The 20,697-nt window shown below is 72.1% G+C and carries 24 protein-coding genes and 1 pseudogene; 23 read left to right on the forward strand and 2 right to left on the reverse strand.

Translation table 11 applies throughout. The annotated features are described in order from the left end of the window. Positions 1–45 precede the first annotated feature (45 nt). The gene (locus tag AC0VYN_RS07435; protein WP_475535278.1) at positions 46–912 is read right to left on the reverse strand and encodes a class I SAM-dependent methyltransferase; all 867 of its coding nucleotides are present in this window, start codon (positions 910–912) and stop codon (positions 46–48) included. Between the two features lie 669 nt (positions 913–1,581). On the opposite strand from AC0VYN_RS07435, the gene AC0VYN_RS07440 reads away from it, so the two are divergent. The 17 genes and pseudogenes from AC0VYN_RS07440 (at position 1,582) to AC0VYN_RS07520 (ending at position 14,653) form a co-directional block, all read left to right on the forward strand. After that, the gene (locus AC0VYN_RS07440; RefSeq protein ID WP_385458638.1) at positions 1,582–2,178 is read left to right on the forward strand and encodes a hypothetical protein; all 597 of its coding nucleotides are present in this window, start codon (positions 1,582–1,584) and stop codon (positions 2,176–2,178) included. A 210-nt stretch (positions 2,179–2,388) separates the two neighbouring features. After that, positions 2,389–2,808 (forward strand): 30S ribosomal protein S16, encoded by a 420-nt coding sequence (gene rpsP / locus AC0VYN_RS07445; RefSeq protein WP_356200776.1) that lies wholly within the window; start codon positions 2,389–2,391, stop codon positions 2,806–2,808. A 2-nt stretch (positions 2,809–2,810) separates the two neighbouring features. Next, positions 2,811–3,050 carry an RNA-binding protein gene (locus AC0VYN_RS07450; RefSeq protein ID WP_005479813.1) on the forward strand — a complete coding sequence of 80 codons (240 nt, stop codon included), beginning with the start codon at positions 2,811–2,813 and terminating at the stop codon, positions 3,048–3,050. 86 nt (positions 3,051–3,136) lie between these two features. Continuing rightward, the gene (gene rimM, locus AC0VYN_RS07455; RefSeq protein WP_385458636.1) at positions 3,137–3,688 is read left to right on the forward strand and encodes a ribosome maturation factor RimM; all 552 of its coding nucleotides are present in this window, start codon (positions 3,137–3,139) and stop codon (positions 3,686–3,688) included. Then, entirely contained in the window at positions 3,685–4,518 is an 834-nt protein-coding gene (gene trmD / locus AC0VYN_RS07460) for a tRNA (guanosine(37)-N1)-methyltransferase TrmD (protein WP_475535279.1), read from the forward strand. Before rimM ends, trmD begins: the two co-directional genes overlap by 4 nt. A gap of 136 nt (positions 4,519–4,654) precedes the next feature. Beyond that, positions 4,655–5,005 carry a 50S ribosomal protein L19 gene (rplS, locus tag AC0VYN_RS07465; protein WP_475535280.1) on the forward strand — a complete coding sequence of 117 codons (351 nt, stop codon included), beginning with the start codon at positions 4,655–4,657 and terminating at the stop codon, positions 5,003–5,005. A gap of 45 nt (positions 5,006–5,050) precedes the next feature. Then, positions 5,051–5,773: a signal peptidase I gene (gene lepB / locus AC0VYN_RS07470; RefSeq protein ID WP_475535281.1), complete on the forward strand. Its 723-nt coding sequence runs from the start codon at positions 5,051–5,053 to the stop codon at positions 5,771–5,773. Then, positions 5,766–6,848: pseudogene (gene lepB / locus AC0VYN_RS07475) on the forward strand (signal peptidase I); the annotation flags it as partial. The gene lepB (AC0VYN_RS07470) and the pseudogene lepB (AC0VYN_RS07475), both read left to right, overlap by 8 nt. After that, positions 6,739–7,731 carry a signal peptidase I gene (gene lepB, locus AC0VYN_RS07480; protein ID WP_475535282.1) on the forward strand — a complete coding sequence of 331 codons (993 nt, stop codon included), beginning with the start codon at positions 6,739–6,741 and terminating at the stop codon, positions 7,729–7,731. The pseudogene lepB (AC0VYN_RS07475) and the gene lepB (AC0VYN_RS07480), both read left to right, overlap by 110 nt. 90 nt (positions 7,732–7,821) lie before the next feature. Then, on the forward strand, positions 7,822–8,598 hold the full coding sequence (gene lepB, locus AC0VYN_RS07485) for a signal peptidase I (RefSeq protein ID WP_475535283.1): 777 nt from the start codon (positions 7,822–7,824) through the stop codon (positions 8,596–8,598). Then, positions 8,588–9,109, forward strand: a complete 522-nt coding sequence (locus AC0VYN_RS07490; RefSeq protein ID WP_475535284.1) for an NUDIX hydrolase — start codon at positions 8,588–8,590, stop codon at positions 9,107–9,109. Before lepB (AC0VYN_RS07485) ends, AC0VYN_RS07490 begins: the two co-directional genes overlap by 11 nt. 56 nt (positions 9,110–9,165) lie before the next feature. Further along, the gene (locus AC0VYN_RS07495) at positions 9,166–9,474 is read left to right on the forward strand and encodes a DUF2469 domain-containing protein (protein ID WP_003965949.1); all 309 of its coding nucleotides are present in this window, start codon (positions 9,166–9,168) and stop codon (positions 9,472–9,474) included. Positions 9,475–9,562: 88 nt separating this feature from the next. Next, entirely contained in the window at positions 9,563–9,925 is a 363-nt protein-coding gene (locus tag AC0VYN_RS07500) for a YraN family protein (RefSeq protein WP_189233072.1), read from the forward strand. Next, entirely contained in the window at positions 9,925–11,550 is a 1,626-nt protein-coding gene (locus AC0VYN_RS07505; protein WP_475535285.1) for a YifB family Mg chelatase-like AAA ATPase, read from the forward strand. Before AC0VYN_RS07500 ends, AC0VYN_RS07505 begins: the two co-directional genes overlap by 1 nt. Continuing rightward, positions 11,547–12,842, forward strand: coding sequence for a DNA-processing protein DprA (gene dprA / locus AC0VYN_RS07510; protein WP_475535286.1), 1,296 nt, complete (start codon positions 11,547–11,549; stop codon positions 12,840–12,842). Before AC0VYN_RS07505 ends, dprA begins: the two co-directional genes overlap by 4 nt. 281 nt (positions 12,843–13,123) lie before the next feature. After that, positions 13,124–13,966 (forward strand): RNA polymerase sigma factor WhiG, encoded by an 843-nt coding sequence (gene whiG, locus AC0VYN_RS07515; protein WP_351016594.1) that lies wholly within the window; start codon positions 13,124–13,126, stop codon positions 13,964–13,966. A gap of 129 nt (positions 13,967–14,095) precedes the next feature. Next, complete coding sequence (locus AC0VYN_RS07520) at positions 14,096–14,653, forward strand: TetR/AcrR family transcriptional regulator (RefSeq protein WP_475536828.1); 558 nt, start codon at positions 14,096–14,098, stop codon at positions 14,651–14,653. Between the two features lie 136 nt (positions 14,654–14,789). Here AC0VYN_RS07520 and AC0VYN_RS07525 read toward each other — a convergent pair whose 3' ends face one another. Further along, positions 14,790–15,437 carry a peptidoglycan DD-metalloendopeptidase family protein gene (locus AC0VYN_RS07525; RefSeq protein WP_475535287.1) on the reverse strand — a complete coding sequence of 216 codons (648 nt, stop codon included), beginning with the start codon at positions 15,435–15,437 and terminating at the stop codon, positions 14,790–14,792. 273 nt (positions 15,438–15,710) lie between these two features. Here AC0VYN_RS07525 and rpsB point away from each other — a divergent pair, with 273 nt between their 5' ends. The 6 genes from rpsB to AC0VYN_RS07555 all read left to right on the forward strand — a co-directional run bounded on the left by rpsB (position 15,711) and on the right by AC0VYN_RS07555 (position 20,689). After that, complete coding sequence (gene rpsB / locus AC0VYN_RS07530) at positions 15,711–16,628, forward strand: 30S ribosomal protein S2 (RefSeq protein WP_475535288.1); 918 nt, start codon at positions 15,711–15,713, stop codon at positions 16,626–16,628. Between the two features lie 95 nt (positions 16,629–16,723). Further along, positions 16,724–17,560 (forward strand): translation elongation factor Ts, encoded by an 837-nt coding sequence (gene tsf / locus AC0VYN_RS07535; protein WP_475535289.1) that lies wholly within the window; start codon positions 16,724–16,726, stop codon positions 17,558–17,560. Positions 17,561–17,766: 206 nt separating this feature from the next. Further along, positions 17,767–18,525 (forward strand): UMP kinase, encoded by a 759-nt coding sequence (gene pyrH, locus AC0VYN_RS07540; RefSeq protein WP_352146735.1) that lies wholly within the window; start codon positions 17,767–17,769, stop codon positions 18,523–18,525. A 181-nt stretch (positions 18,526–18,706) separates the two neighbouring features. Continuing rightward, complete coding sequence (gene frr / locus AC0VYN_RS07545; RefSeq protein WP_014675285.1) at positions 18,707–19,264, forward strand: ribosome recycling factor; 558 nt, start codon at positions 18,707–18,709, stop codon at positions 19,262–19,264. Next, the gene (locus tag AC0VYN_RS07550) at positions 19,264–20,424 is read left to right on the forward strand and encodes a phosphatidate cytidylyltransferase (RefSeq protein ID WP_475535290.1); all 1,161 of its coding nucleotides are present in this window, start codon (positions 19,264–19,266) and stop codon (positions 20,422–20,424) included. Before frr ends, AC0VYN_RS07550 begins: the two co-directional genes overlap by 1 nt. Positions 20,425–20,512: 88 nt before the next feature. Then, on the forward strand, positions 20,513–20,689 hold the full coding sequence (locus AC0VYN_RS07555; protein ID WP_475535291.1) for a hypothetical protein: 177 nt from the start codon (positions 20,513–20,515) through the stop codon (positions 20,687–20,689). The last annotated feature ends 8 nt before the right edge of the window (positions 20,690–20,697 follow it).

A 20,697-nucleotide genomic window follows, 5' to 3' on the forward strand; every position in this document is an offset into this window, starting at 1 on the left:
CCCCGCCCGCGGACGCCCGGGGCGGGGACGGACGCCGGTGTGCCGTCAGCGCGTGCGGGCGACGAGGTACCGGAACACGTTCGGCATCCACACCGTTCCGTCCGGCCGCCGGTGGGGGTGCAGCGCCTCGGCCAGTTCCTTCTCCACCTGTTCCCGGCCGGCGGCGGTGATCGCCGCGTCGAACAGCCCCGTCGACAGCAGCCCGCGCACCGCGCTGCCTTCGTCGGCGTATCCGAAGGGGCACGCCACGCGGCCGGACCCGTCCGGTGCGAGTCCGGCCCGGTGGGCGACCTCCTCCAGGTCGTCGCGCAGGGCCGGGCGCCGGCTTCCCGCGCTGCGCAGCGGATCCGCCAGCTTGGTCGCCACGCGCAGCACCGATGTCGTGGCGCACCGCTCCGGTGGCCCCCAGCCGGCCAGCACCACGGCCGTGCCCCGGGCGGCGAGCGGCGTCGCCTCCGCGAGCAGCGCGGCCAGGCCGTCCGAGTCGCCCGCGAGGCATCCGACGGGCTCGAAGGCGGTCACGAGGGTGAACGCGGGCGCCGACGGGTCCCGCGCGTCGCGGGGGAGACCCTCGACGATCCGGGCGTCCGCACGCGCGGGTGCGTCCGGTGCCGCGGGCGCCCCGGACAGCAGCCGCTGCCGTGCGAGGGCCAGCCGCTCCGGGGAGCCGGAGTCGACGCCGGTGACGGCGGCTCCCCGTGCGGCGGCCATGAGCAGGGCCAGCCCGGAACCGCAGCCCAGCCCCAGCATCCGGGTGCCACCGCCGACGTCCAGCCGCTCGTAGACGGCCTCGTGGAGCGGCACGAGCATCCGCTCCTGTATCTCGGACCAGTCACGCGCACGTGCATCCAGGTCCACGCCGGGCGTCGCCCTCGCGTGGGGTGAGTGCTGCCGCACGAGCGTAGGTGTCATAGGAAAGTGCCCCAATCGCCGACCGTTGCCGATGTGCCCGATTCCATGGCCCCCGTGCAGTGCGCTCGCACTCCCCCCGTATGTCAGGTAACTCCGGGCTCGCCGTGGCGTCCAGTGGTAGCGAGGGCCGGGTTGCCCGATCCCCGCCCGAGTGGCGAGATTTCACTTCCCGGCAACGTGCGCCTGGCCGTGCGGTGGGCTCGGCGGCCCTCCCCGGGCTCTCCGGCGGATGGCCTGATCGTGCCGGTCGGCGATGACAGTGGGTGGCGGCGGCGCCGGACGGGCCGTTTCGGCCATGCCCGGCGGGCCGCCCGGGCACTCCACGGTGCCCGAAGGGCCCCGGGGGCGGGGCGGCGCCGCACGCCGGCGGCCGACCGGGTAACGTCACGCACGTCGCTACGCCCGCCGAGGCGGCGCCCCCTCGCCCGGACGGCGGCCGAAACGTCCCTTGCGCGTCCGCGAGCCCCCGCACCCCGGCGCGTGGACGGGGCCTACGCGCCGGCGCGTACGCCGTACTACGCACCAGCTTGGTACGAGCTGTGAGGCTTCTCCGCAGATCAGCGCACCCGCCCTCGTCACGACGCATCAGCGGCAACTGACGGGTACGTGCAAATTATTTGGGATGCCCCGGAATAGGAACACAGCGGCACCCCGGCTCGTTGTCATTACGTGAGCACGACACCACCTGTTCTCGCCGCAGAGCTGGCGCAGGCGTGGGCCGACATTCAGCGGCACCACCCCGAGCTGCCCGATCTTGCCGCGCCCGAGTCCCTGATCGGAGAGTCGTCGTCCGCCTGCGGGCACGAACTCTCCTTCGAACGACTGCTTCACGAGGCAGTCCACGGCATCGCCGCCGCGCGTGGAGTGCGCGACACCTCGCGCGCCGGCCGCTACCACAACCGACGATTCCTCGCGATCGCCGAGGAGCTGGGCCTGGACCACCCCGAGGAGCCGCATCCCAGCAGCGGCTTCTCCCTGGTCACGCTCACTCCCGAGGCGAAGCGCCGCTACCGGCCGACGGTCGAGCGCCTCCAGCGCGCGCTGAAGGCCCACACCGCCGCGACCGCGACCGACTCGGCCCGCAGCTTCCGCGGTCCGGCCGCCCGCCACGGTTCCTCCGGCGGCGGGGTGCGCGTGAAGGCGGTGTGCGACTGCGGCCGCAATGTGCGCGTCGTCCCGTCGGTCCTGGCGCAGGCCCCCATCGTGTGCGGCGGCTGCGGCAAGCCGTTCCGCATCCCGGAGGTGGTCGGTGCGGCGGCGGGCTGACGGTCCGGCTGCTCGTGGCGGCCGGACCGTGAGCCAGTGCCCCCGGTCGGGAGGGGTCGGGAGCGTGTGGCAGAATGGACAGCTGTACTCGACAGCCGCACAGGACCCCTCTCTCCTCCGGCTGACGCGTCCGTCGGGCACTCGGGTACCGCAACCCCACGCGGCTCTCCCGCCGTGCCCAACCACGTCAATCCAGGAGAATCCACTCCCGTGGCAGTCAAGATCAAGCTGAAGCGTCTGGGCAAGATCCGTTCGCCTCACTACCGCATCGTCGTCGCCGACTCCCGTACCCGCCGTGACGGCCGGGCCATCGAGGAGATCGGCAAGTACCACCCGACGTACAACCCGTCGGTGATGGAGGTCGACGCCGAGCGCGTGGCCTACTGGCTCGGTGTCGGCGCCCAGCCGACCGAGCCCGTGCTCGCCATCCTGAAGAAGACCGGCGACTGGCAGAAGTTCAAGGGCGAGCCCGCCCCGGCGCCGCTGCTGCAGCCGGCCGAGAAGTCGGCCCGTCCGTCCTTCGAGGCGCTCGGCGGCGACGACGAGGGCAAGGGTGAGGCCATCACCCAGAAGAAGAAGGCCGAGAAGAAGGACGAGGCCGCCGCCGAGTCCGAGTCGACCGAGGCCTGAGCATGCTCGAGGAGGCTCTCGAGCACCTCGTGAAGGGCATCGTCGACAACCCTGACGATGTGCAGGTGGCCTCGCGCGACCTGCGCCGCGGGCGTGTGCTCGAGGTCCGGGTCCACCCGGACGACCTCGGCAAGGTGATCGGCCGCAACGGCCGCACCGCGCGCGCTCTGCGCACCGTCGTGGGCGCCATCGGCGGCCGCGGTGTCCGCGTCGACCTCGTCGACGTGGACCACGTCCGCTGACGCTTCGCAACGCAGCACCGGCTCGGGCCGGGGAAGGCCACAGGGCCGTCCCCGGCCCGCAGTCGTATGACAGGAGATCAAGCACAGTGCAGCTGGTAGTCGCGCGCATCGGCCGCGCCCACGGGATCAAGGGCGAGGTCACCGTCGAGGTCCGCACCGACGAGCCGGAACTGCGGCTCGGACCCGGTGCCGTACTGACCACCGACCCCGCCTCCGTCGGTCCGCTCACCATCGAGACCGGCCGGGTCCACAGCGGCCGCCTCCTGCTGCGGTTCGCCGGCGTGAGCGACCGCACCGCCGCCGAGGCGCTGCGCAACACCCTCCTCATCGCCGACGTCGACCCCGACGAACGGCCCGAGGAGGAGGACGAGTACTACGACCACCAGCTGATCGACCTCGACGTGGTGACCGTGGACGGCACCGAGGTCGGCCGCATCACCGAGATCTCCCACCTGCCCACCCAGGACCTGTTCGTCGTGGAGCGCCCCGACGGCACCGAGGTCTACGTGCCGTTCGTGTCCGAGATCGTCACGGAGGTCGACCTGGAGGAGCAGCGCGCCGTCATCGACCCGCCGCCGGGGCTGATCGACGACCGCGTGGAGATCGCCTCCTCCCGGGACGAGGACGCCGGCGCATGAGGCTCGACGTCGTCACGATCTTCCCCGAGTACCTGGAACCGCTGAACGTCTCCCTCGTCGGCAAGGCCCGCGCGCGCGGACAGCTCGACGTCCGGGTGCACGACCTGCGCGACTGGACCTACGACCGGCACAACACCGTCGACGACACCCCGTACGGGGGTGGCCCCGGCATGGTGATGAAGACCGGGCCGTGGGGCGACGCGCTGGACTCCGTGCTGGCCGACGGCTACGAGGCGGGCCACGGCGAGCCCGCCCTCATCGTGCCGACGCCCAGCGGCCGGCCCTTCACCCAGGAACTCGCCGTCCACTTCTCCGAGCGCCCCTGGCTGATCTTCACGCCCGCCCGCTACGAGGGCATCGACCGCCGCGTCATCGACGAGTACGCGACCCGGATGCCCGTGTACGAGGTGTCCATCGGCGACTACGTCCTCGCCGGCGGCGAGGCGGCCGTGCTCGTCGTCACCGAGGCCGTGGCACGGCTGCTGCCGGGCGTCCTGGGCAACGCCGAGTCCCACCGGGACGACTCCTTCGCCCCCGGCGCCATGGCCGGCCTCCTGGAGGGCCCCGTCCACACCAAGCCGCCCCTGTGGCGCGGGCGCGGCATCCCGGACGTGCTGCTCAGCGGCCACCACGGCAGGATCGCCCGCTGGCGCCGCGACGAGGCCCTGCGGCGCACCACGGCCAACCGGCCCGACCTGATCGAGCGGTGCGAGCCCGCGGCCTTCGACAAGAAGGACCGCGAGATGCTCTCCATCCTGGGCTGGGAACCCGACCCGGACGGGGAGCCGTACGGCCGATTTTGGCGCAGGACGCCGGGCGTGGAAGAATAGGCCGCTGTTGTGCGTCCGTCCGGAGCGCGCCCCTGCCACAGGGGGACACGACGCCCGTCCCGACCCGCACGGCCCAGAATCCGAAACACCTAGTTTCCGTTGATGACCTGTGGCATCAGCGAGGAAAGCAGACGAAATGTCTCACCTGCTCGACACCGTCGACGCCGCGTCGCTGCGCAGCGACGTCCCGGCCTTCCGCCCCGGCGACACCGTCAACGTCCACGTGCGCGTCATCGAGGGCAACCGCTCCCGTGTGCAGCAGTTCAAGGGCGTAGTCGTCCGCCGCCAGGGTGCCGGCGTGCGCGAGACCTTCACGGTCCGCAAGGTCTCCTTCTCCGTCGGCGTCGAGCGCACCTTCCCGGTGCACACCCCGATCGTGGAGAAGATCGAGCTCGTCACCCGCGGTGACGTCCGCCGCGCCAAGCTGTACTACCTGCGCGAGCTGCGCGGCAAGGCCGCGAAGATCAAGGAGAAGCGCGAGAGCTGAGCGCACTCCGAGGTCCACGGCGGAGCCGGATAACATCTGGCTCCGATGGACACCGAAGCACAGCCCACGGAGCGCGACCGCTCCTCCCGCCCTTCCGGCACCGAGCAGACCTCGGACCCGGAAGGCCCGGAGGGACGGTCGCGTTCCGCGTTCTCGGCGTGGCTCGCCGACTGGGTGCCGGGCGGGCGGATCACCCTGGCCCTGCTCGTCCTCCTGACCCTCCTGCTGCTGGTCAGCACCTTCGTGCTGCGGCCGTTCCAGATCCCGAGCGGATCCATGGAGCGCGGATTGAGGATCGGCGACCGGGTTCTCGTAAACAAGTTGGCGTACCGTTTCGACGGCCGGCCGCAGCGGGGCGACATCGTCGTGTTCGACGGCACCGGGTTCTTCGGGCACGGCGACTACATCAAACGCGTTGTCGGTGTGGGCGGGGACCACGTGGTGTGCTGCAGCAAGGAGGGGAGGGTCCAGGTGAACGACCGTGCGGTCGACGAGTCGGGATTCCTGTACCCGGGCGACAGTCCCTCCGTCGTGCCCTTCGACGTCGTCGTGCCCGACGGCACCCTGTTCGTCCTCGGTGACCACCGCGACGACTCCAGCGACTCCCGCGACCACCTCGGGTCGCCGGGCGGCGGAATGGTCCCGGTGGACAAGGTGATCGGCCGCGCCGACTGGATCGTCTGGCCCTTCGGCCACGCCACCCACCTCGACCGCCCGGACGCCTACGCGCGCGTGCCGGCGCCGGCCGCCAAGGGCGCCGATGGGTAGCCGGGGCAAGCCGCGCGGGGCGCCCAGCAGTCCCGCCGAGGACCTGCTGCCCACCGGGTCACGGCGCGCCGCCGCCCCGTCCGGCGGCCGGTCCCGTGCCGAACGGCGCAAGCTCCAGCGCAAGGTCAAGCGCCGCCGCAGGCGCGGTGCCGTCAAGGAGGTGCCGCTGCTCATCGGCGTCGCCGTCCTCATCGCGCTGGTCCTGAAGACCTTCCTCGTCCAGGCCTTCGTCATCCCGTCGGGCTCCATGGAGCAGACCATCCGGATCGGCGACCGGGTCCTGGTCGACAAGCTCACGCCCTGGTTCGGCTCCCGGCCGCAGCGCGGGGACGTCGTCGTCTTCCGCGATCCCGGCGGCTGGCTCCAGGGCGAGCAGACCACCAAGAAGGACGACCCCGTCGTCGTCAAGCAGGTCAAGGAGGGCCTCGCCTTCATCGGCCTGCTGCCGTCCGACGACGAGAAGGACCTCATCAAGCGGGTCGTCGGCGTCGGCGGGGACCACGTCAAGTGCTGCGACGTCCAGGGGCGGATCACCGTCAACGGCGTTCCCCTGAACGAGGACTACCTGTACCCCGGCGACACGCCCTCCACGACGCCGTTCGACGTCACCGTCCCCGACGGGCGGCTGTGGGTGATGGGCGACCACCGGTCCAACTCCGCCGACTCCCGGGCCCACCAGGACACCGACCACGGAACGGTCTCCGAGGACGAGGTGGTCGGGCGGGCCATGGTGATCGCCTGGCCGTTCGGTCACTGGACCACTCTGGACGAACCGAGAACGTACGCGTCCGTGTCCGACTCGGCCTCCGGTTCGGCCGCTGTCTCCGCGCCGTCGCATAGGGTTGCCCCCGACGAACCGAACGCAAAGATTCAACTCCCGATCCCTGCGGAACTCCCGCTCGTTATGGGAGTGGTGGGCCTGCGCCGTGCACGGGGCAGGCGGTGGCAGAGAGTAAGGAGTTGGCGTGGGGGATGTGGCGGTAGGCGCACGGTCCGGTCACGACGGCGAGGAGCACCCGGGACGCCCCACGGAAGCGGACGGCCCCTCCACGGGCGGCGCCCAGGCCTTCGCGAGCGACTCCGGGACGGCCGAGGACGGCAGGGTGACGGACGAACAGAACGGGACCGAGGACGAGGGAGTGGGCGGGACTCCGCCCCCCAAGCGTGCCCCGGGCAAGAAGCAGCGTTCCTTCTGGAAGGAACTGCCGATCCTCATCGGCATCGCGCTGGTGCTGGCGCTGCTGATCAAGACCTTCCTGGTGCAGGCGTTCTCGATCCCGTCCGCATCGATGCAGAACACCCTCACGGAGGGTGACCGCGTCCTGGTCGACAAGCTCACCCCGTGGTTCGGCTCGGAGCCGGAGCGCGGCGAGGTCGTCGTCTTCCACGACCCCGACCAGTGGCTGGCCGGCGAGCCGACCCCCGAGCCGAACGCGCTGCAGACGGTCCTGAGCTGGATCGGCCTAATGCCGTCCGCGGACGAGAAGGACCTGATCAAGCGCGTCATCGGCGTCGGCGGCGACACGGTCGAGTGCAACGGCACGGGCCCGCTCAAGGTCAACGGCATGGCGCTGAACGAGCCGTACGTCTACCCCGGCAACACGCCGTGCAGCGACGACGACCAGGGCGGCCGGTTCAAGGTGACCGTTCCCGAGGGCTCCATCTGGGTCATGGGCGACCACCGGCAGAACTCCGCGGACTCCCGCTACAACCAGTCGGACAAGCACGGTGGCATGGTCCCCGTGAAGGAGGTCGTCGGCCGCGCCATCGTGGTCGCCTGGCCGATCAACCACTGGGACACCCTGCCGGTCCCCGACACCTTCGACCAGGCCGGCCTGAAGAACCCGCCGTCGGCCGCCGCGGCGCTCACGGTCGCACCCCAGGGCCTCGCGCTCGCCGGTGTCGTCCCGGTCGTCTGGTGGCGCCGCAGGAGGACCGCCCCCGTCGAGACCCGCTGACGCACCGCGGAGCCCGTCCGTCCGGTCCGGCCGATCCCCGAGCCGGAAGGGGCTGCCCCCTGCGGGTACTGCCCGGTAGGGTGCGGATCCATGGGTGGCGAGAGCACGACACGTACGGCCCCGCACGGCGGCGGCACGAGCAAGGCCCCGACGGGCGGCAGGACCGGTCAGCGGCTGTCGAACGTCGCCGTGGCGCTGGGCCTGGTGCTGTTCCTCGGCGGGTTCGCCTGGGGAGCGGTGGTCTACCGGCCCTACACCGTGCCGACCAGCTCCATGACGCCGACGATCCACGCCGGTGACCGGGTGCTCGCGCAGCGGATCGACGGCACGGACGTCCGCCGCGGCGACGTCGTCGTCTTCGAGGACGCGACCTGGGCCAACGCCCCCATGGTCAAGCGCGTCGTGGCGATCGGCGGGGACACCGTCGCCTGCTGCCAGAAGGGCAAGCTCACGGTCAACGGCAAGGTGATCGACGAGCCCTATCTGCCCTCCGGTACGCCGGCCGAGATCACCGACTTCCCGACCGTGACCGTCCCCGAGGGGCGCCTGTTCCTGCTCGGCGACGAGCGCGACAACTCCGTGGACTCCACCGCCCACCTCACCGACGCGGCGGGCGGCACCGTGTCGCGCGGCGCCGTGAACGCCCGCGTGGACGCCGTGGCCTGGCCCATGAACGGCATGCTCCCGCGGCCGTCGGGTTTCGAGACGCTGGGCGGCCTCTCCTCGCCGGGTCCGCTGCGCACGGTCGTCGCGATGGTGATCGCCGGAGCCGTGCTGATCCTCGGCGGCGCCGCGTACGGCCCGATCGCCAAGCGGGCCGCCGCCTCCCGTGCCCGGGCCGGGACGGAGCCCGCCGGTGGCCGCTGAGCCGACGGGGGGCCAGGACACCTACGAGGGCGGGCTGCGCAAGGTCGCCCGTGTGGTGCTGCTCGACCCCGAGGACCGCATCCTGCTGCTGCACGGCCACGAGCCGGACGACCCGGCCGACGACTGGTGGTTCACCCCCGGTGGCGGCGTGGAGGGCGACGAGACCCGCGAGGAGGCCGCCCGGCGGGAGCTCGAGGAGGAGACCGGCATCACCGACGTCGAACTCGGCCCCGTGCTGTGGCGGCGCCGGTGCTCCTTCCCGTTCGCGGGCCGCCGCTGGGACCAGGACGAGTGGTACTACCTGGCCCGCACCACCCAGACCGCCACCCAGGCCGTGGGCCTGACCGAACTGGAGCGGCGCAGTGTCGCCGGAGCACGCTGGTGGACGTGCCGGGAACTGAGCCGCGCCCATGAGACGGTGTATCCGACCAGACTCGCCGAGCTGCTGCGCACGCTGCTCGACGAGGGTCCCCCGGCCGGTCCGGTGACCCTGGACACCGAAATCGTCTGAGGGCACGCGGGACTGGCGCACAATGGGGGGATCGCACGGCTGAAGGGGAACATGCCATGAGCGCCGAGGACCTCGAGAAGTACGAGACCGAGATGGAGCTCAAGCTCTACCGGGAGTACCGCGACGTCGTCGGTCTGTTCAAATACGTGATCGAGACCGAGCGGCGGTTCTACCTCACCAACGACTACGAGATGCAGGTGCACTCGGTCCAGGGCGAGGTGTTCTTCGAGGTCTCCATGGCCGACGCCTGGGTGTGGGACATGTACCGGCCGGCCCGATTCGTGAAGCAGGTGAGGGTACTGACGTTCAAGGACGTGAACATCGAGGAGCTCAACAAGAGCGACCTGGAGCTCCCCGGCGGGTGACGGAGTTATCCACAACCGGTGAGTAGTTCACCGTGAGCGACGGGATCGGTCCCGCTGCGTGATCGTTGGCGCCGGAGGTGGTGCCGACATGAACGCACGAGGTGCGCTGGGCAAGTACGGCGAGACGCTCGCCGCCCGCCGGCTGGGCGAGGCCGGACTGACGGTCCTGGAGCGGAACTGGCGCTGCGGCCGGGCCGGCGAGATCGACATCGTCGCCCGGGACGGGGACGTCCTGGTCGTCTGCGAGGTCAAGACCCGCAGGGGCGGCGCGTTCGAGCACCCGATGGCCGCCGTGACCCCCGACAAGGCGGAACGGCTGCGTCGTCTCGCCGAGCGCTGGATCCAGACCCACGGGGGAGCCCCGCCCGGAGGCGTCCGCATCGACCTGGTGGGCGTGCTCCTGCCGCGACGCGGCGCACCCGTCGTCGAGCACGCCCGGGGGGTGGCGTGATGGGGTTCGCGCGTACGTGCTCCGTGGCGCTGGTCGGCGTCGAAGGCGTGGTGGTCGAGGTCCAGGCCGACCTCGAACCGGGTGTGGCGGCGTTCACGCTGGTGGGGCTGCCGGACAAGAGCCTGACCGAGAGCCGGGACCGGGTCCGGGCGGCGGTGGTGAACTCGGGCGCGGAGTGGCCGCAGAAGAAGCTGACGGTGGGGCTCAGCCCGGCGTCGGTGCCCAAGAGCGGCAGCGGATTCGACCTCGCTGTCGCCGCGGCCGTGCTCGGCGCCGCCGAGCGGATCGACCCGCGGGTGCTGGCCGACATCCTCATGATCGGGGAACTGGGCCTCGACGGACGGGTGCGGCCGGTCCGCGGCATCCTGCCCGCGGTGCTGGCCGCGGCCGAGGCCGGGTACGAGCAGGTCGTCGTGCCCGAGTGCGCCGCCGCCGAGGCGTCCCTGGTGCCCGGCGTGTCCGTCCTCGGCGTGCGCAGCCTGCGCCAGCTGATCGCCGTCCTCGCCGACGAACCCGTACCGGAGGAGGAGCAGGACCGGCAGGGCGGGCCCGACCCGCTCATGGCCGGCCTGCGCATGCCCGGCACGGGCGCGGCCACGGGGATGCACAGCATGGGCGCGGCCCAGTACGGCCACGACAACGACCTCGCCGACGTCGTCGGCCAGACCTCGGCGCGTACGGCGGTGGAGGTCGCCGCCGCGGGCGGGCACCACCTGTTCCTCGAGGGCCCGCCCGGCGCCGGCAAGACCATGCTCGCCGAGCGGCTGCCGGCCGTCCTGCCCCGCCTCGGCCGGACGGAGTCGCTGGAGGTCACCGCGGTGCACTCGGTGGCGGGGCTCCTGCCGCCGGGCAAACCCCTCATCGACGTCGCCCCCTACTGCGCGCCGCACCACTCCGCCACGATGCAGGCCCTCGTCGGCGGCGGGCCCGGCGTGGCACGGCCCGGAGCCGTGTCCCTCGCACACCGGGGTGTGCTCTTCCTGGACGAGACCCCCGAATTCAGCAGCCACGCCCTCGACGCGCTGCGCCAGCCGCTGGAGGCCGGGCACGTCGTCATCGCCCGCAGCGCGGGCGTGGTGCGGTTCCCGGCACGCTTCCTGATGGTGCTGGCCGCCAACCCCTGTCCGTGCGGGCGGTTTTCGCGGAGGGACGACCTGTGCGAGTGCTCGCCCGCGTCGATCCGCCGCTACCAGGCCAGGCTGTCCGGACCGCTGCTCGACCGGGTCGACCTCCGCGTCGAGGTGGACCGGGTCACACGCAGGGAGCTCGCGGGGGACGGCGTCCGGGGCGACTCCACCGCCACCGTCGCCGACCGGGTGCGGGGCGCGCGTGAACGGGCCGCCACCCGCCTCGCCGGCACCCCGTGGCACTCGAACAGCGAAGTGCCCGGACGCGAGCTGCGCAGCCGCTGGCCCGCGGCGCCCGGCGCCCTGGACGACGCGGAGCGCTGCCTGGAGCGGGGCGTGCTCACGGCACGGGGCCTGGACCGGGTCCTGCGCGTCGCCTGGACCGTCGCGGACCTCGTCGGACACGACCGGCCCGACGCGGGGGACGTCGCCCTGGCACTCCAGCTCCGCACGGGGGTGCCGCGCGGCGTTCCCATGGCACTGAGGGCGCTGACATGAACGGGGACGAGGAGACGCCCGGGGGCGACCGGGCCGGCCAGGAGGGTGAGGGCGCGGGCGGCAGCGGGGGCGACGGTGCCGCTCAGGGGGCCTGCCGGGCCCGGTACGACGGCGGGGGCCCGCGTTGCGACGGGGCGGACGACGGGCCGGCGGAGGGCGAGCTGTTGGGCCGGGTCTTCCTCACCCGGGTCGTCGAGCCCGGCGACGAGACCGGCGGACGGTGGGTGCGGGAGCTCGGGGCCCCGGAGGTGGTCCGGCGACTCCGGGAGGGCGGACGTGCCCTGCCGGGGGTGTCCGGGAAGCGGTGGGCCGGGCTCTGCTCCAGGGCCGCCCTGGCCGACCCGCACGGGGACCTCGCCGTGGCACGGGCGGCCGGGGTGCGGTTCGTGGTGCCCGGCGACGCCGAGTGGCCCCGTCAGCTCGACGACCTGGGAGACGCCCGGCCCCTCGGACTGTGGGTGCGCGGCCGGCCCAGCCTGCGGATGTGGGCCCTGCGGTCGGTGGCGGTGGTGGGCGCCCGCGCCTGCACCGAGTACGGCGCGCACATGGCGACCACCCTCGCGGCCGGTCTGGCCGAACTCGGCTGGGTCGTGGTGTCCGGCGGAGCCTACGGCGTCGACGGCGCCGCCCACCGCGGTGCCCTCGGCGCCGGCGGAGCCACCGCGGCAGTCCTGGCCTGCGGCGTCGACCGCCCCTACCCGCCCGGCCACACCGGGCTGATCACCAGGATCGCGGACCAGGGACTGGTCGTCGGGGAACTGCCGCCGGGCGACCACCCGACACCCAGCAGGTTCGTCCTGCGCAACCGCGTGATCGCCGCGCTCACCCGGGGCACCGTCGTCGTCGAGGCCGCCCTGCGCAGCGGCTCCCTGGTCACCGCGCGGGCGGCGCAGCGTCTGGGCCGGCACACCATGGGGGTGCCCGGACCGGCCACCAGCGGGCTGTCCGCGGGAGTGCACGAGCTGCTGCGCGGCGAGGCCGTGCTCGTCACCGACGCCGCGGAGGTCGTCGAACTCGTCGGCGACATGGGGGAACTGGCCCCGGACCGGCGGGGCCCGGTGCTGCCCACCGACCTGCTGGAACCCCGGACCCGGCAGGTGCTGGCCGGGCTCCCCGCGCGCGGAACGGCGGCGGCGTCCGACGTCGCGCGCCGCGCACAGACCACGCAGGACGACGCGGTCGCGAGGCTGTACGAGCTTCGAGCACTCGGTTACGTCGAACGACACGGCGACGGCTGGAAGTTGACACGCCAGGCGATGATCCCGGTCCGTGGCGGCCGGAGCCCCTGTTGACCGAGCGTGTTCGGCCGTCCGGGGGAAGCCCGATGCCCTTGGGGATTCCCGCAGTTGGGGGATCGCGGTGATCACGCTGAGCGATCCCCGTTCCCCCTGCGGGGCGTTCCGCGGAGCGTATCCGTGCGCGACCCCCAGTCGTTCTTCGCACACCGCGACAGGCCAGTCACGCTACGCTCACGAGGGCCCCGCGCAGACCGGCGACAACAGGCGACAACCAGACAACGGACCGACGGCCTCCCAGGCCCACCACATGACGGCAGAACGGCACAAGGCGACGAATGCCCCAGCACACCTCCGGGTCCGACCGGGCGGCGCTCCCCCCAGCCGCCCGCGACGGTGGCAGCGTGCGACCGCCCGCCCCCTCGACGCTCGACGAGCTGTGGCGGTCGTACAAGGCGACGGGGGACGAGCGGCTGCGGGAACAGCTGATCCTGCACTACTCGCCCCTGGTGAAGTACGTGGCGGGCCGGGTGAGCGTGGGGCTCCCGCCCAACGTCGAGCAGGCGGACTTCGTCTCCTCCGGGGTGTTCGGGCTGATCGACGCGATCGAGAAGTTCGACGTGGACCGGGAGATCAAGTTCGAGACCTACGCGATCACCCGGATCCGGGGCGCGATGATCGACGAACTGCGGGCACTGGACTGGATCCCGCGGTCCGTGCGGCAGAAGGCGCGGAGCGTGGAGCGGGCCTACGCGACCCTGGAGGCCCGGCTGCGGCGGACCCCGTCGGAGGGTGAGGTGGCCGGCGAGATGGGGATCGCGGTGGAGGACCTGCACGCGGTCTTCAGCCAGCTGTCGCTGGCCAATGTCGTGGCCCTGGAGGAGCTGCTGCACGCCGGGGGCGAGGGCGGGGGCCGGCTCAGCCTCATGGACACCCTGGAGGACACCGCCGCCGACAACCCGGTGGAGGTCGCCGAGGACCGCGAACTGCGGAGGTTCCTGGCGCGGGCGATCAACACCCTGCCGGAACGGGAGAAGACCGTCGTCACCCTGTACTACTACGAGGGACTCACCCTCGCCGAGATCGGCAACGTGCTGGGCGTGACCGAGAGCCGGGTCAGCCAGATCCACACCAAGTCCGTACTGCAGCTGCGGGCGAAACTGGCCGCATTCGGTCGCTGACCCGGCCCTACGTCCCCCGGCCGGACGTGTCGGCGGCCGGGGCGGGCGACTCCGGGACCGGGCGGTCGACTCCCGAACGGGGGAACGCCTCCGTAAAGTGGTGACGTGCCAAGGATTCGAGCGGCCTCCGTGGCCGAGCACCGGTCGATGCAGCGTGCCGCCCTGCTGGACGCGGCACGCTCCCTGCTGTCCGACGGCGGGACGGAGGCGCTGACCTTCCCCGCCCTCGCAGAGCGGACGGGTCTCGCCCGTTCGTCCGTCTACGAGTACTTCCGGTCGCGGGCGGCGGTGGTCGAGGAGCTGTGCGCCGTCGACTTCCCCGTCTGGGCCGCGGAGGTCGAGGCGGCGATGGAGCGCGAGGCGACACCCGAGGGGAAGGTCGAGGCGTATGTGCGCAGGCAGCTCGACCTGGTCGGCGACCGGCGGCACCGGGCCGTGGTGGCCATCTCCGCGAGCGAACTGGACGCCGGCGCCCGCGAGAAGATCCGGGCGGCGCACGGTGGCCTGATCGCGATGATCATCGAGGCGCTGGGCCGGATGGGGCACGAGCAGCCGCGGCTGGCGGCGATGCTGCTCCAGGGTGTCGTGGACGCGGCCGTGCGGCGGATCGAGCTCGGGGCGGCCGAGGAGCCGGCGGTGATCACCGAGGCGGCGGTCGCCATGGCGCTGCGGGGCGTCCGGGGCTGACCGCCCGTTCGCCCGTCGAGGCCCCGGTGCAGCGGATGTCCGGCGTCCCGTCCCCGGAACGGGTGCACGGCCGGATGTCGGTTCAACGGCCGGACGCCGATTCATCGGAGCGTGCCGGCCGTGCCTCCCGGGCCGGTCAGGCACCGGGCGGCGACGGGGCTCGCGGCCCGGCGGGCAGGGGGACTCCCAGCACCGGCAGGAGTCTCGACGGGCCCGCGCCGAGCAGCCACGGCGGCAGCAGCGCCAGCGGGTTCAGATAGACCTCCCCCCTCAGCACCCCCCAGTGCAGGCACGCCGAACAGTGGGAGCCCGCCGGCTCCGCCCTGCCCAGCAGGCCGCCCGCGGCGACCTCGTCGCCCTCGCGCACCGACGCCCGTACCGGCTCGTACGTCGTCCGCAGCGGCGGGTCGCCCGTCCCCGTCAGCTCCAGCGACACGACGCCCCTCCCGGCGACCCGCCCCGCGAAGGACACCCGTCCGGCGGCCACCGCCCGCACGGCGGTCCCGGCCGGCGCCGCGAGGTCCACGCCGCGGTGCCCCGGCCCGTACGGCGTCGCCGGAGGCTCCCAGCCCCGCAGGACCGCGGGCCGGGTGCCGACCGGCCAGAACCGGGCCACGGCCGGCACCACCGGGCCCGGCTCCCGCCCGGGCCCCGCGACGGCGGCCGTCACCGGCGTCGCCGCCGCCCCCTTCGGTCGTGGCGGTCCCGGGGTCATGACGGCCGCCACCGCCACCCACAGCACCGTCACCCACGTGCACACACCCGCACACCGCCTCGCTCGCATGCGAGAACCGTCCCGCACCGGGGCCGGCCGCCGTCCGGCCCTGTGGAGAACCCGCCGGTTGTGGACAGCCGCGTCACCCGGCGCCCCTCCGGTCCCGTACACTTCTGGTGGCGATCCGGGTGACCGGGTCGACTTCGCACGCCCCGACACGAGGCCGTCAAAAATCTCGTGTCAGCGCCCCTCGGTCCCTTGTGGCACGGCGCATCGCGGGCGTCAGGCGCGGGAGCCGTCCGGCTTCCGCGGCACAACCGAGAAACTCAAGGAGATACGGCCATGGCCGTCGTCACGATGCGGGAGCTGCTGGAGAGCGGCGTCCACTTCGGTCACCAGACCCGTCGCTGGAACCCGAAGATGAAGCGCTTCATCTTCACCGAGCGCAACGGCATCTACATCATCGACCTGCTCCAGTCGCTGTCGTACATCGACCGCGCCTACGAGTTCGTCAAGGAGACCGTCGCCCACGGCGGCACGGTCATGTTCGTCGGCACGAAGAAGCAGGCGCAGGAGGCCATCGCCGAGCAGGCCACCCGCGTCGGCATGCCCTACGTCAACCAGCGCTGGCTGGGCGGCATGCTCACCAACTTCTCGACCGTCTACAAGCGCCTGCAGCGCCTGAAGGAGCTCGAGCAGATCGACTTCGAGGACGTGGCCGCCTCCGGCCTCACCAAGAAGGAGCTGCTGGTCCTCTCCCGCGAGAAGGCCAAGCTGGAGAAGACCCTCGGCGGTATCCGCGAGATGTCCAAGGTGCCCAGCGCCGTCTGGATCGTGGACACCAAGAAGGAGCACATCGCGGTCGGCGAGGCCCGGAAGCTCAACATCCCGGTCGTCGCCATCCTCGACACCAACTGCGACCCCGACGAGGTCGACTACAAGATCCCGGGCAACGACGACGCGATCCGCTCCGTCACCCTGCTCACCCGTGTGATCGCCGACGCCGTCGCCGAGGGCCTCATCGCCCGCTCCGGTGTCGCCACCGAGGGCAAGGGCGACAAGGCCGCCGGCGAGCCGCTGGCCGCGTGGGAGCGCGACCTGCTCGAGGGCGAGAAGAAGGCCGACGAGGCGGAGAAGCCGGCCGAGGCCGCTGCCGAGGCTCCGGCTGAGGCCCCCGCCGAGGCTGCTGCCGAGGCCCCCGCCGAGGCCGCTGCCGAGACCCCGGCCGAGGCCCCTGCCGCGGACGCCGAGCAGGCCTGACCCCTCACCACCTTCGGGTGCTGGACGGCGGGGACCACACCAGTCCCCGCCGTCCGGCCCGTAGATCTTCAGACTTCGAGAGAGATTCCGGAATCATGGCGAACTACACCGCCGCCGACGTCAAGAAGCTTCGTGAGCTCACGGGCGCCGGCATGATGGACTGCAAGAAGGCGCTGGACGAGGCCGAGGGCAACGTGGAGAAGGCCGTCGAGGCGCTCCGCATCAAGGGCCAGAAGGGCGTCGCCAAGCGCGAGGGCCGCTCCGCCGAGAACGGCGCCGTCGTCTCGATCCTCGCCGACGACAACACCTCGGGTGTCCTCGTCGAGCTGAAGTGCGAGACGGACTTCGTCGCCAAGGGCGAGAAGTTCCAGGCCGTCGCCACGGCCATCGCCGAGCACGTCGCGAAGGCCGCCCCGGCCGACCTCGAGGCCCTGCTCGCCTCCGAGATCGAGCCCGGCAAGACCGTCCAGGCGTTCGTGGACGAGGCCAACGCCAACCTGGGCGAGAAGATCGTCCTGGACCGCTTCGCGCAGTTCTCCGGCGGCTTCGTGACCGCGTACATGCACCGCACGATGCCCGACCTGCCCCCGCAGATCGGTGTCCTCGTCGAGCTGGACAAGTCGAACGCCGAGATCGCCAAGGGCGTCGCCCAGCACATCGCCGCCTTCGCGCCGAAGTACCTCTCCAAGGAGGACGTCCCGGCCGAGGTCGTCGAGTCCGAGCGTCGCGTCGCCGAGGAGACCACCCGCGCCGAGGGCAAGCCCGAGGCCGCCCTGCCGAAGATCGTCGAGGGTCGCCTCAACGGCTTCTTCAAGGACGCCACGCTGCTGGGCCAGCCCTACGCGCTCGACAACAAGAAGTCCGTCCAGAAGGTGCTGGACGAGGCCGGTGTCACCCTGAAGCGCTTCACGCGCATCAAGGTCGGCATCTGAGTCCGTACCGCGACGGACGCCCGACCCCGGTAGGGTCGACAGCAGTCGTCCGCGCCGTTGCCGTCTGCCGCTGCGCACATGCGCGTGGCGGCGGACGACAGCAGATCTGACGAGGAGGCCATTGCCGCGTATGGGATGCGAAACACGCCCCCACCGGCAATGGCCTTCTTCGTGTGTGTGACCCACGTAAAAGAGGCGAGATCTCCATGACCACCAAGGCCGAGAAGAGCGACGACGGCAAAGTACGCGGCCGCTTCATGCTGAAGCTGTCCGGAGAGGCCTTCTCCGGCGGTGGGGGCCTGGGCGTCGACCCCGACGTGGTGCACGCCATCGCCCGCGAGATCGCGGCCGTCGTCCGCGACGGTGCGCAGATCGCCATCGTCATCGGCGGCGGCAACTTCTTCCGCGGCGCCGAACTGCAGGTGCGCGGCATGGACCGCGCCCGCTCCGACTACATGGGCATGCTCGGCACCGTCATGAACTGCCTGGCCCTCCAGGACTTCCTGGAGAAGGAAGGCGTCGACTGCCGCGTGCAGACCGCCATCACCATGGGCCAGGTCGCCGAGCCCTACATCCCGCTGCGCGCCGTGCGCCACCTGGAGAAGGGCCGCGTGGTCATCTTCGGTGCCGGTATGGGCATGCCGTACTTCTCCACCGACACCACCGCCGCGCAGCGCGCCCTCGAGATCGACGCCGAGGCCCTGCTCATGGGCAAGAACGGCGTGGACGGGGTCTACGACTCCGACCCGAAGACCAACCCGGACGCCGTGAAGTTCGACGCCCTCGGCTACGGCGAGGTCATCACCCGCGACCTGAAGGTCGCCGACGCCACGGCCGTCACGCTCTGCCGCGACAACAGCCTCCCGATCGTGGTCTTCGAGCTCCTGAAAGAGGGCAATATCGCCCGCGCCGTCAAGGGTGAGAAGATCGGCACGCTTGTGGGTGACCAAGACAGCCGGGACTGACCGGAGCACCACCCCCTGTCCGCGGACGCCACCTGTCCGGGGGACGGACGGGACGGGGCCGGGCCGGGGGATGGACAATGTCCCACCGGTCGGGAACCGTGCAGGAAGAAGACGCGACGCAGCCGGCCGCGGCCCCGACGGGACCGCAGCCGGGCCTACTCAAGACACGCAGGAGCAAGTGGTGATCGAAGAGACCCTCCTCGAGGCCGAGGAGAAGATGGAGAAGGCCGTCGTGGTCGCCAAGGAGGACTTCGCCGCGATCCGCACCGGTCGTGCGCACCCGGCGATGTTCAACAAGATCGTGGCCGACTACTACGGCGCGCCGACGCCGATCAACCAGCTGGCCTCGTTCTCCGTGCCCGAGCCGCGCATGGCCGTGGTGACGCCGTTCGACAAGAGCGCCCTGCGCAACATCGAGCAGGCGATCCGCGACTCCGACCTGGGCGTCAACCCGAGCAACGACGGCAACATCATCCGGGTGGTGTTCCCCGAGCTCACCGAGGAGCGCCGCCGCGAGTACATCAAGGTGGCCAAGGGCAAGGGCGAGGACGCCAAGGTGTCCATCCGTTCCGTGCGCCGCAAGGCCAAGGACGCCATCGACAAGCTGATCAAGGACGGCGAGGTCGGCGAGGACGAGGGCCGCCGTGCGGAGAAGGAGCTCGACGACACCACCGCCAAGTACGTCGCCCAGGTGGACGAGCTCCTGAAGCACAAGGAAGCCGAACTGCTCGAGGTCTGATGAACGACTCTTCCTGGGGAGCGCCGCCACAAGCCGGGTACTGGGGGCCGTCCGACCAGGGGGTTGCCCCGGCGGGCCCCCCGTACGCGCACAGCGCGCAGCAGACTCGCCCCATGCCGATCGTGCCCGGCGTACCCGAACACGGCGGAGACCAGGACGACGACCAGGGGGCCGCTCGGCTGAGCGGCCCCCTGGTCCGAGACGAGCCGTTCCGAGACGAGCCGTTCCGCGACGACATGTACCGCGGTGAGACCCCGTCGGCGCAACCCAGTGCGGTGGTGCCGCAGAATCCGGAGCCCATGCCCGACGCCCAGCAGCCGCCGCAGCAGCCGCAGCCGCAGAAGAAGAACGCGGGGCGTGACCTGGGCGCCGCGATAGGGGTCGGTGTCGGACTCGGCGTGGTGATCATCGCGTCGTTGTTCGTCGTCAAGGCCGTCTTCGTCGCTGTCGTCGCGGCAGCCGTCGTGGTGGGCCTGTGGGAACTGACCACGCGGCTCCAGGAGCGCAAGGGCATCAAGGCGCCCCTCGTGCCGCTCGCGGTCGGCGGCGCGGCGATGGTGGTCGCCGGGTACGTGCGCGGCGCCGAGGGCGCGTGGGTCGCCATGGCGCTCACGGCGCTCGCGGTCCTCGTCTGGCGGATGACCGAACCGCCGGAGGGATACCTCAAGGACGTCACGGCGGGCCTGTTCGCCGCCTTCTACGTGCCTTTCCTGGCGACGTTCGTCACCATGATGCTGGCCGCGGACGACGGCCCGTGGCGGGTCCTCACCTTCCTGCTGCTGACGGTCGTCAGCGACACCGGCGCGTACGCGGTCGGCTGGCGCTTCGGCAGGACCAAGCTCGCCCCGCGCATCAGCCCCGGCAAGACCCGCGAGGGACTGTTCGGCGCGATCGCCTTCGCGATGGTGGCGGGCGCGCTGTGCATGCAGTTCCTGATCGACGACGGCTCCTGGTGGCAGGGCCTGCTGCTCGGCCTCGCGGTCGCGGCCAGCGCCACGCTGGGCGACCTCGGCGAGTCCATGATCAAGCGGGACCTCGGCATCAAGGACATGGGCACGCTGCTGCCGGGCCACGGCGGCATCATGGACCGCCTGGACTCGCTCCTGCCCACGGCACCGGTGGTGTGGCTGCTGCTGGTGATCTTCGTCGGCTCGGGGTGACCGGCCTCGCCTCGGTGAACGGCCCCCGCCCGAACAGGGCGGGGGCCTTCTCCTGTGCGGCTGTCCGATGATCAACTAGGGTTCCGCCATGGCGCAGGCGAGGCGGGGAGAGGACGGCAGGTACCACGGCGACCTGCCGTGCGTGTGGTGCAAGGCTCTTCTCGACCAGAAGGGCCGGGGCGGAGTGCGCCGCTACTGCGGCCCGTGGCACCGCACGAAGCAGTACGCCACCACGGTCGTCGCCGTGGCCGCGGGCCTGTTCTGAGCCCGACA

The organism is Streptomyces sp. 63XJN7_1_ISO-PGPR-S23-121 (assembly GCF_056173025.1).

Bases quoted from the DNA above. Each gene is read 5' to 3' on its own strand.
- AC0VYN_RS07435 (WP_475535278.1), bottom strand. From the start codon at position 912: ATGACACCTACGCTCGTGCGGCAGCACTCACCCCACGCGAGGGCGACG.
- AC0VYN_RS07450 (WP_005479813.1), top strand. From the start codon at position 2,811: ATGCTCGAGGAGGCTCTCGAGCACCTCGTGAAGGGCATCGTCGACAAC.
- trmD (WP_475535279.1), top strand. From the start codon at position 3,685: ATGAGGCTCGACGTCGTCACGATCTTCCCCGAGTACCTGGAACCGCTG.
- rplS (WP_475535280.1), top strand. From the start codon at position 4,655: ATGTCTCACCTGCTCGACACCGTCGACGCCGCGTCGCTGCGCAGCGAC.
- lepB (WP_475535281.1), top strand. From the start codon at position 5,051: ATGGACACCGAAGCACAGCCCACGGAGCGCGACCGCTCCTCCCGCCCT.
- lepB (WP_475535283.1), top strand. From the start codon at position 7,822: ATGGGTGGCGAGAGCACGACACGTACGGCCCCGCACGGCGGCGGCACG.
- AC0VYN_RS07495 (WP_003965949.1), top strand. From the start codon at position 9,166: ATGAGCGCCGAGGACCTCGAGAAGTACGAGACCGAGATGGAGCTCAAG.
- AC0VYN_RS07500 (WP_189233072.1), top strand. From the start codon at position 9,563: ATGAACGCACGAGGTGCGCTGGGCAAGTACGGCGAGACGCTCGCCGCC.
- AC0VYN_RS07505 (WP_475535285.1), top strand. From the start codon at position 9,925: ATGGGGTTCGCGCGTACGTGCTCCGTGGCGCTGGTCGGCGTCGAAGGC.
- dprA (WP_475535286.1), top strand. From the start codon at position 11,547: ATGAACGGGGACGAGGAGACGCCCGGGGGCGACCGGGCCGGCCAGGAG.
- whiG (WP_351016594.1), top strand. From the start codon at position 13,124: ATGCCCCAGCACACCTCCGGGTCCGACCGGGCGGCGCTCCCCCCAGCC.
- AC0VYN_RS07525 (WP_475535287.1), bottom strand. From the start codon at position 15,437: ATGCGAGCGAGGCGGTGTGCGGGTGTGTGCACGTGGGTGACGGTGCTG.
- rpsB (WP_475535288.1), top strand. From the start codon at position 15,711: ATGGCCGTCGTCACGATGCGGGAGCTGCTGGAGAGCGGCGTCCACTTC.
- tsf (WP_475535289.1), top strand. From the start codon at position 16,724: ATGGCGAACTACACCGCCGCCGACGTCAAGAAGCTTCGTGAGCTCACG.
- pyrH (WP_352146735.1), top strand. From the start codon at position 17,767: ATGACCACCAAGGCCGAGAAGAGCGACGACGGCAAAGTACGCGGCCGC.
- AC0VYN_RS07550 (WP_475535290.1), top strand. From the start codon at position 19,264: ATGAACGACTCTTCCTGGGGAGCGCCGCCACAAGCCGGGTACTGGGGG.
- AC0VYN_RS07555 (WP_475535291.1), top strand. From the start codon at position 20,513: ATGGCGCAGGCGAGGCGGGGAGAGGACGGCAGGTACCACGGCGACCTG.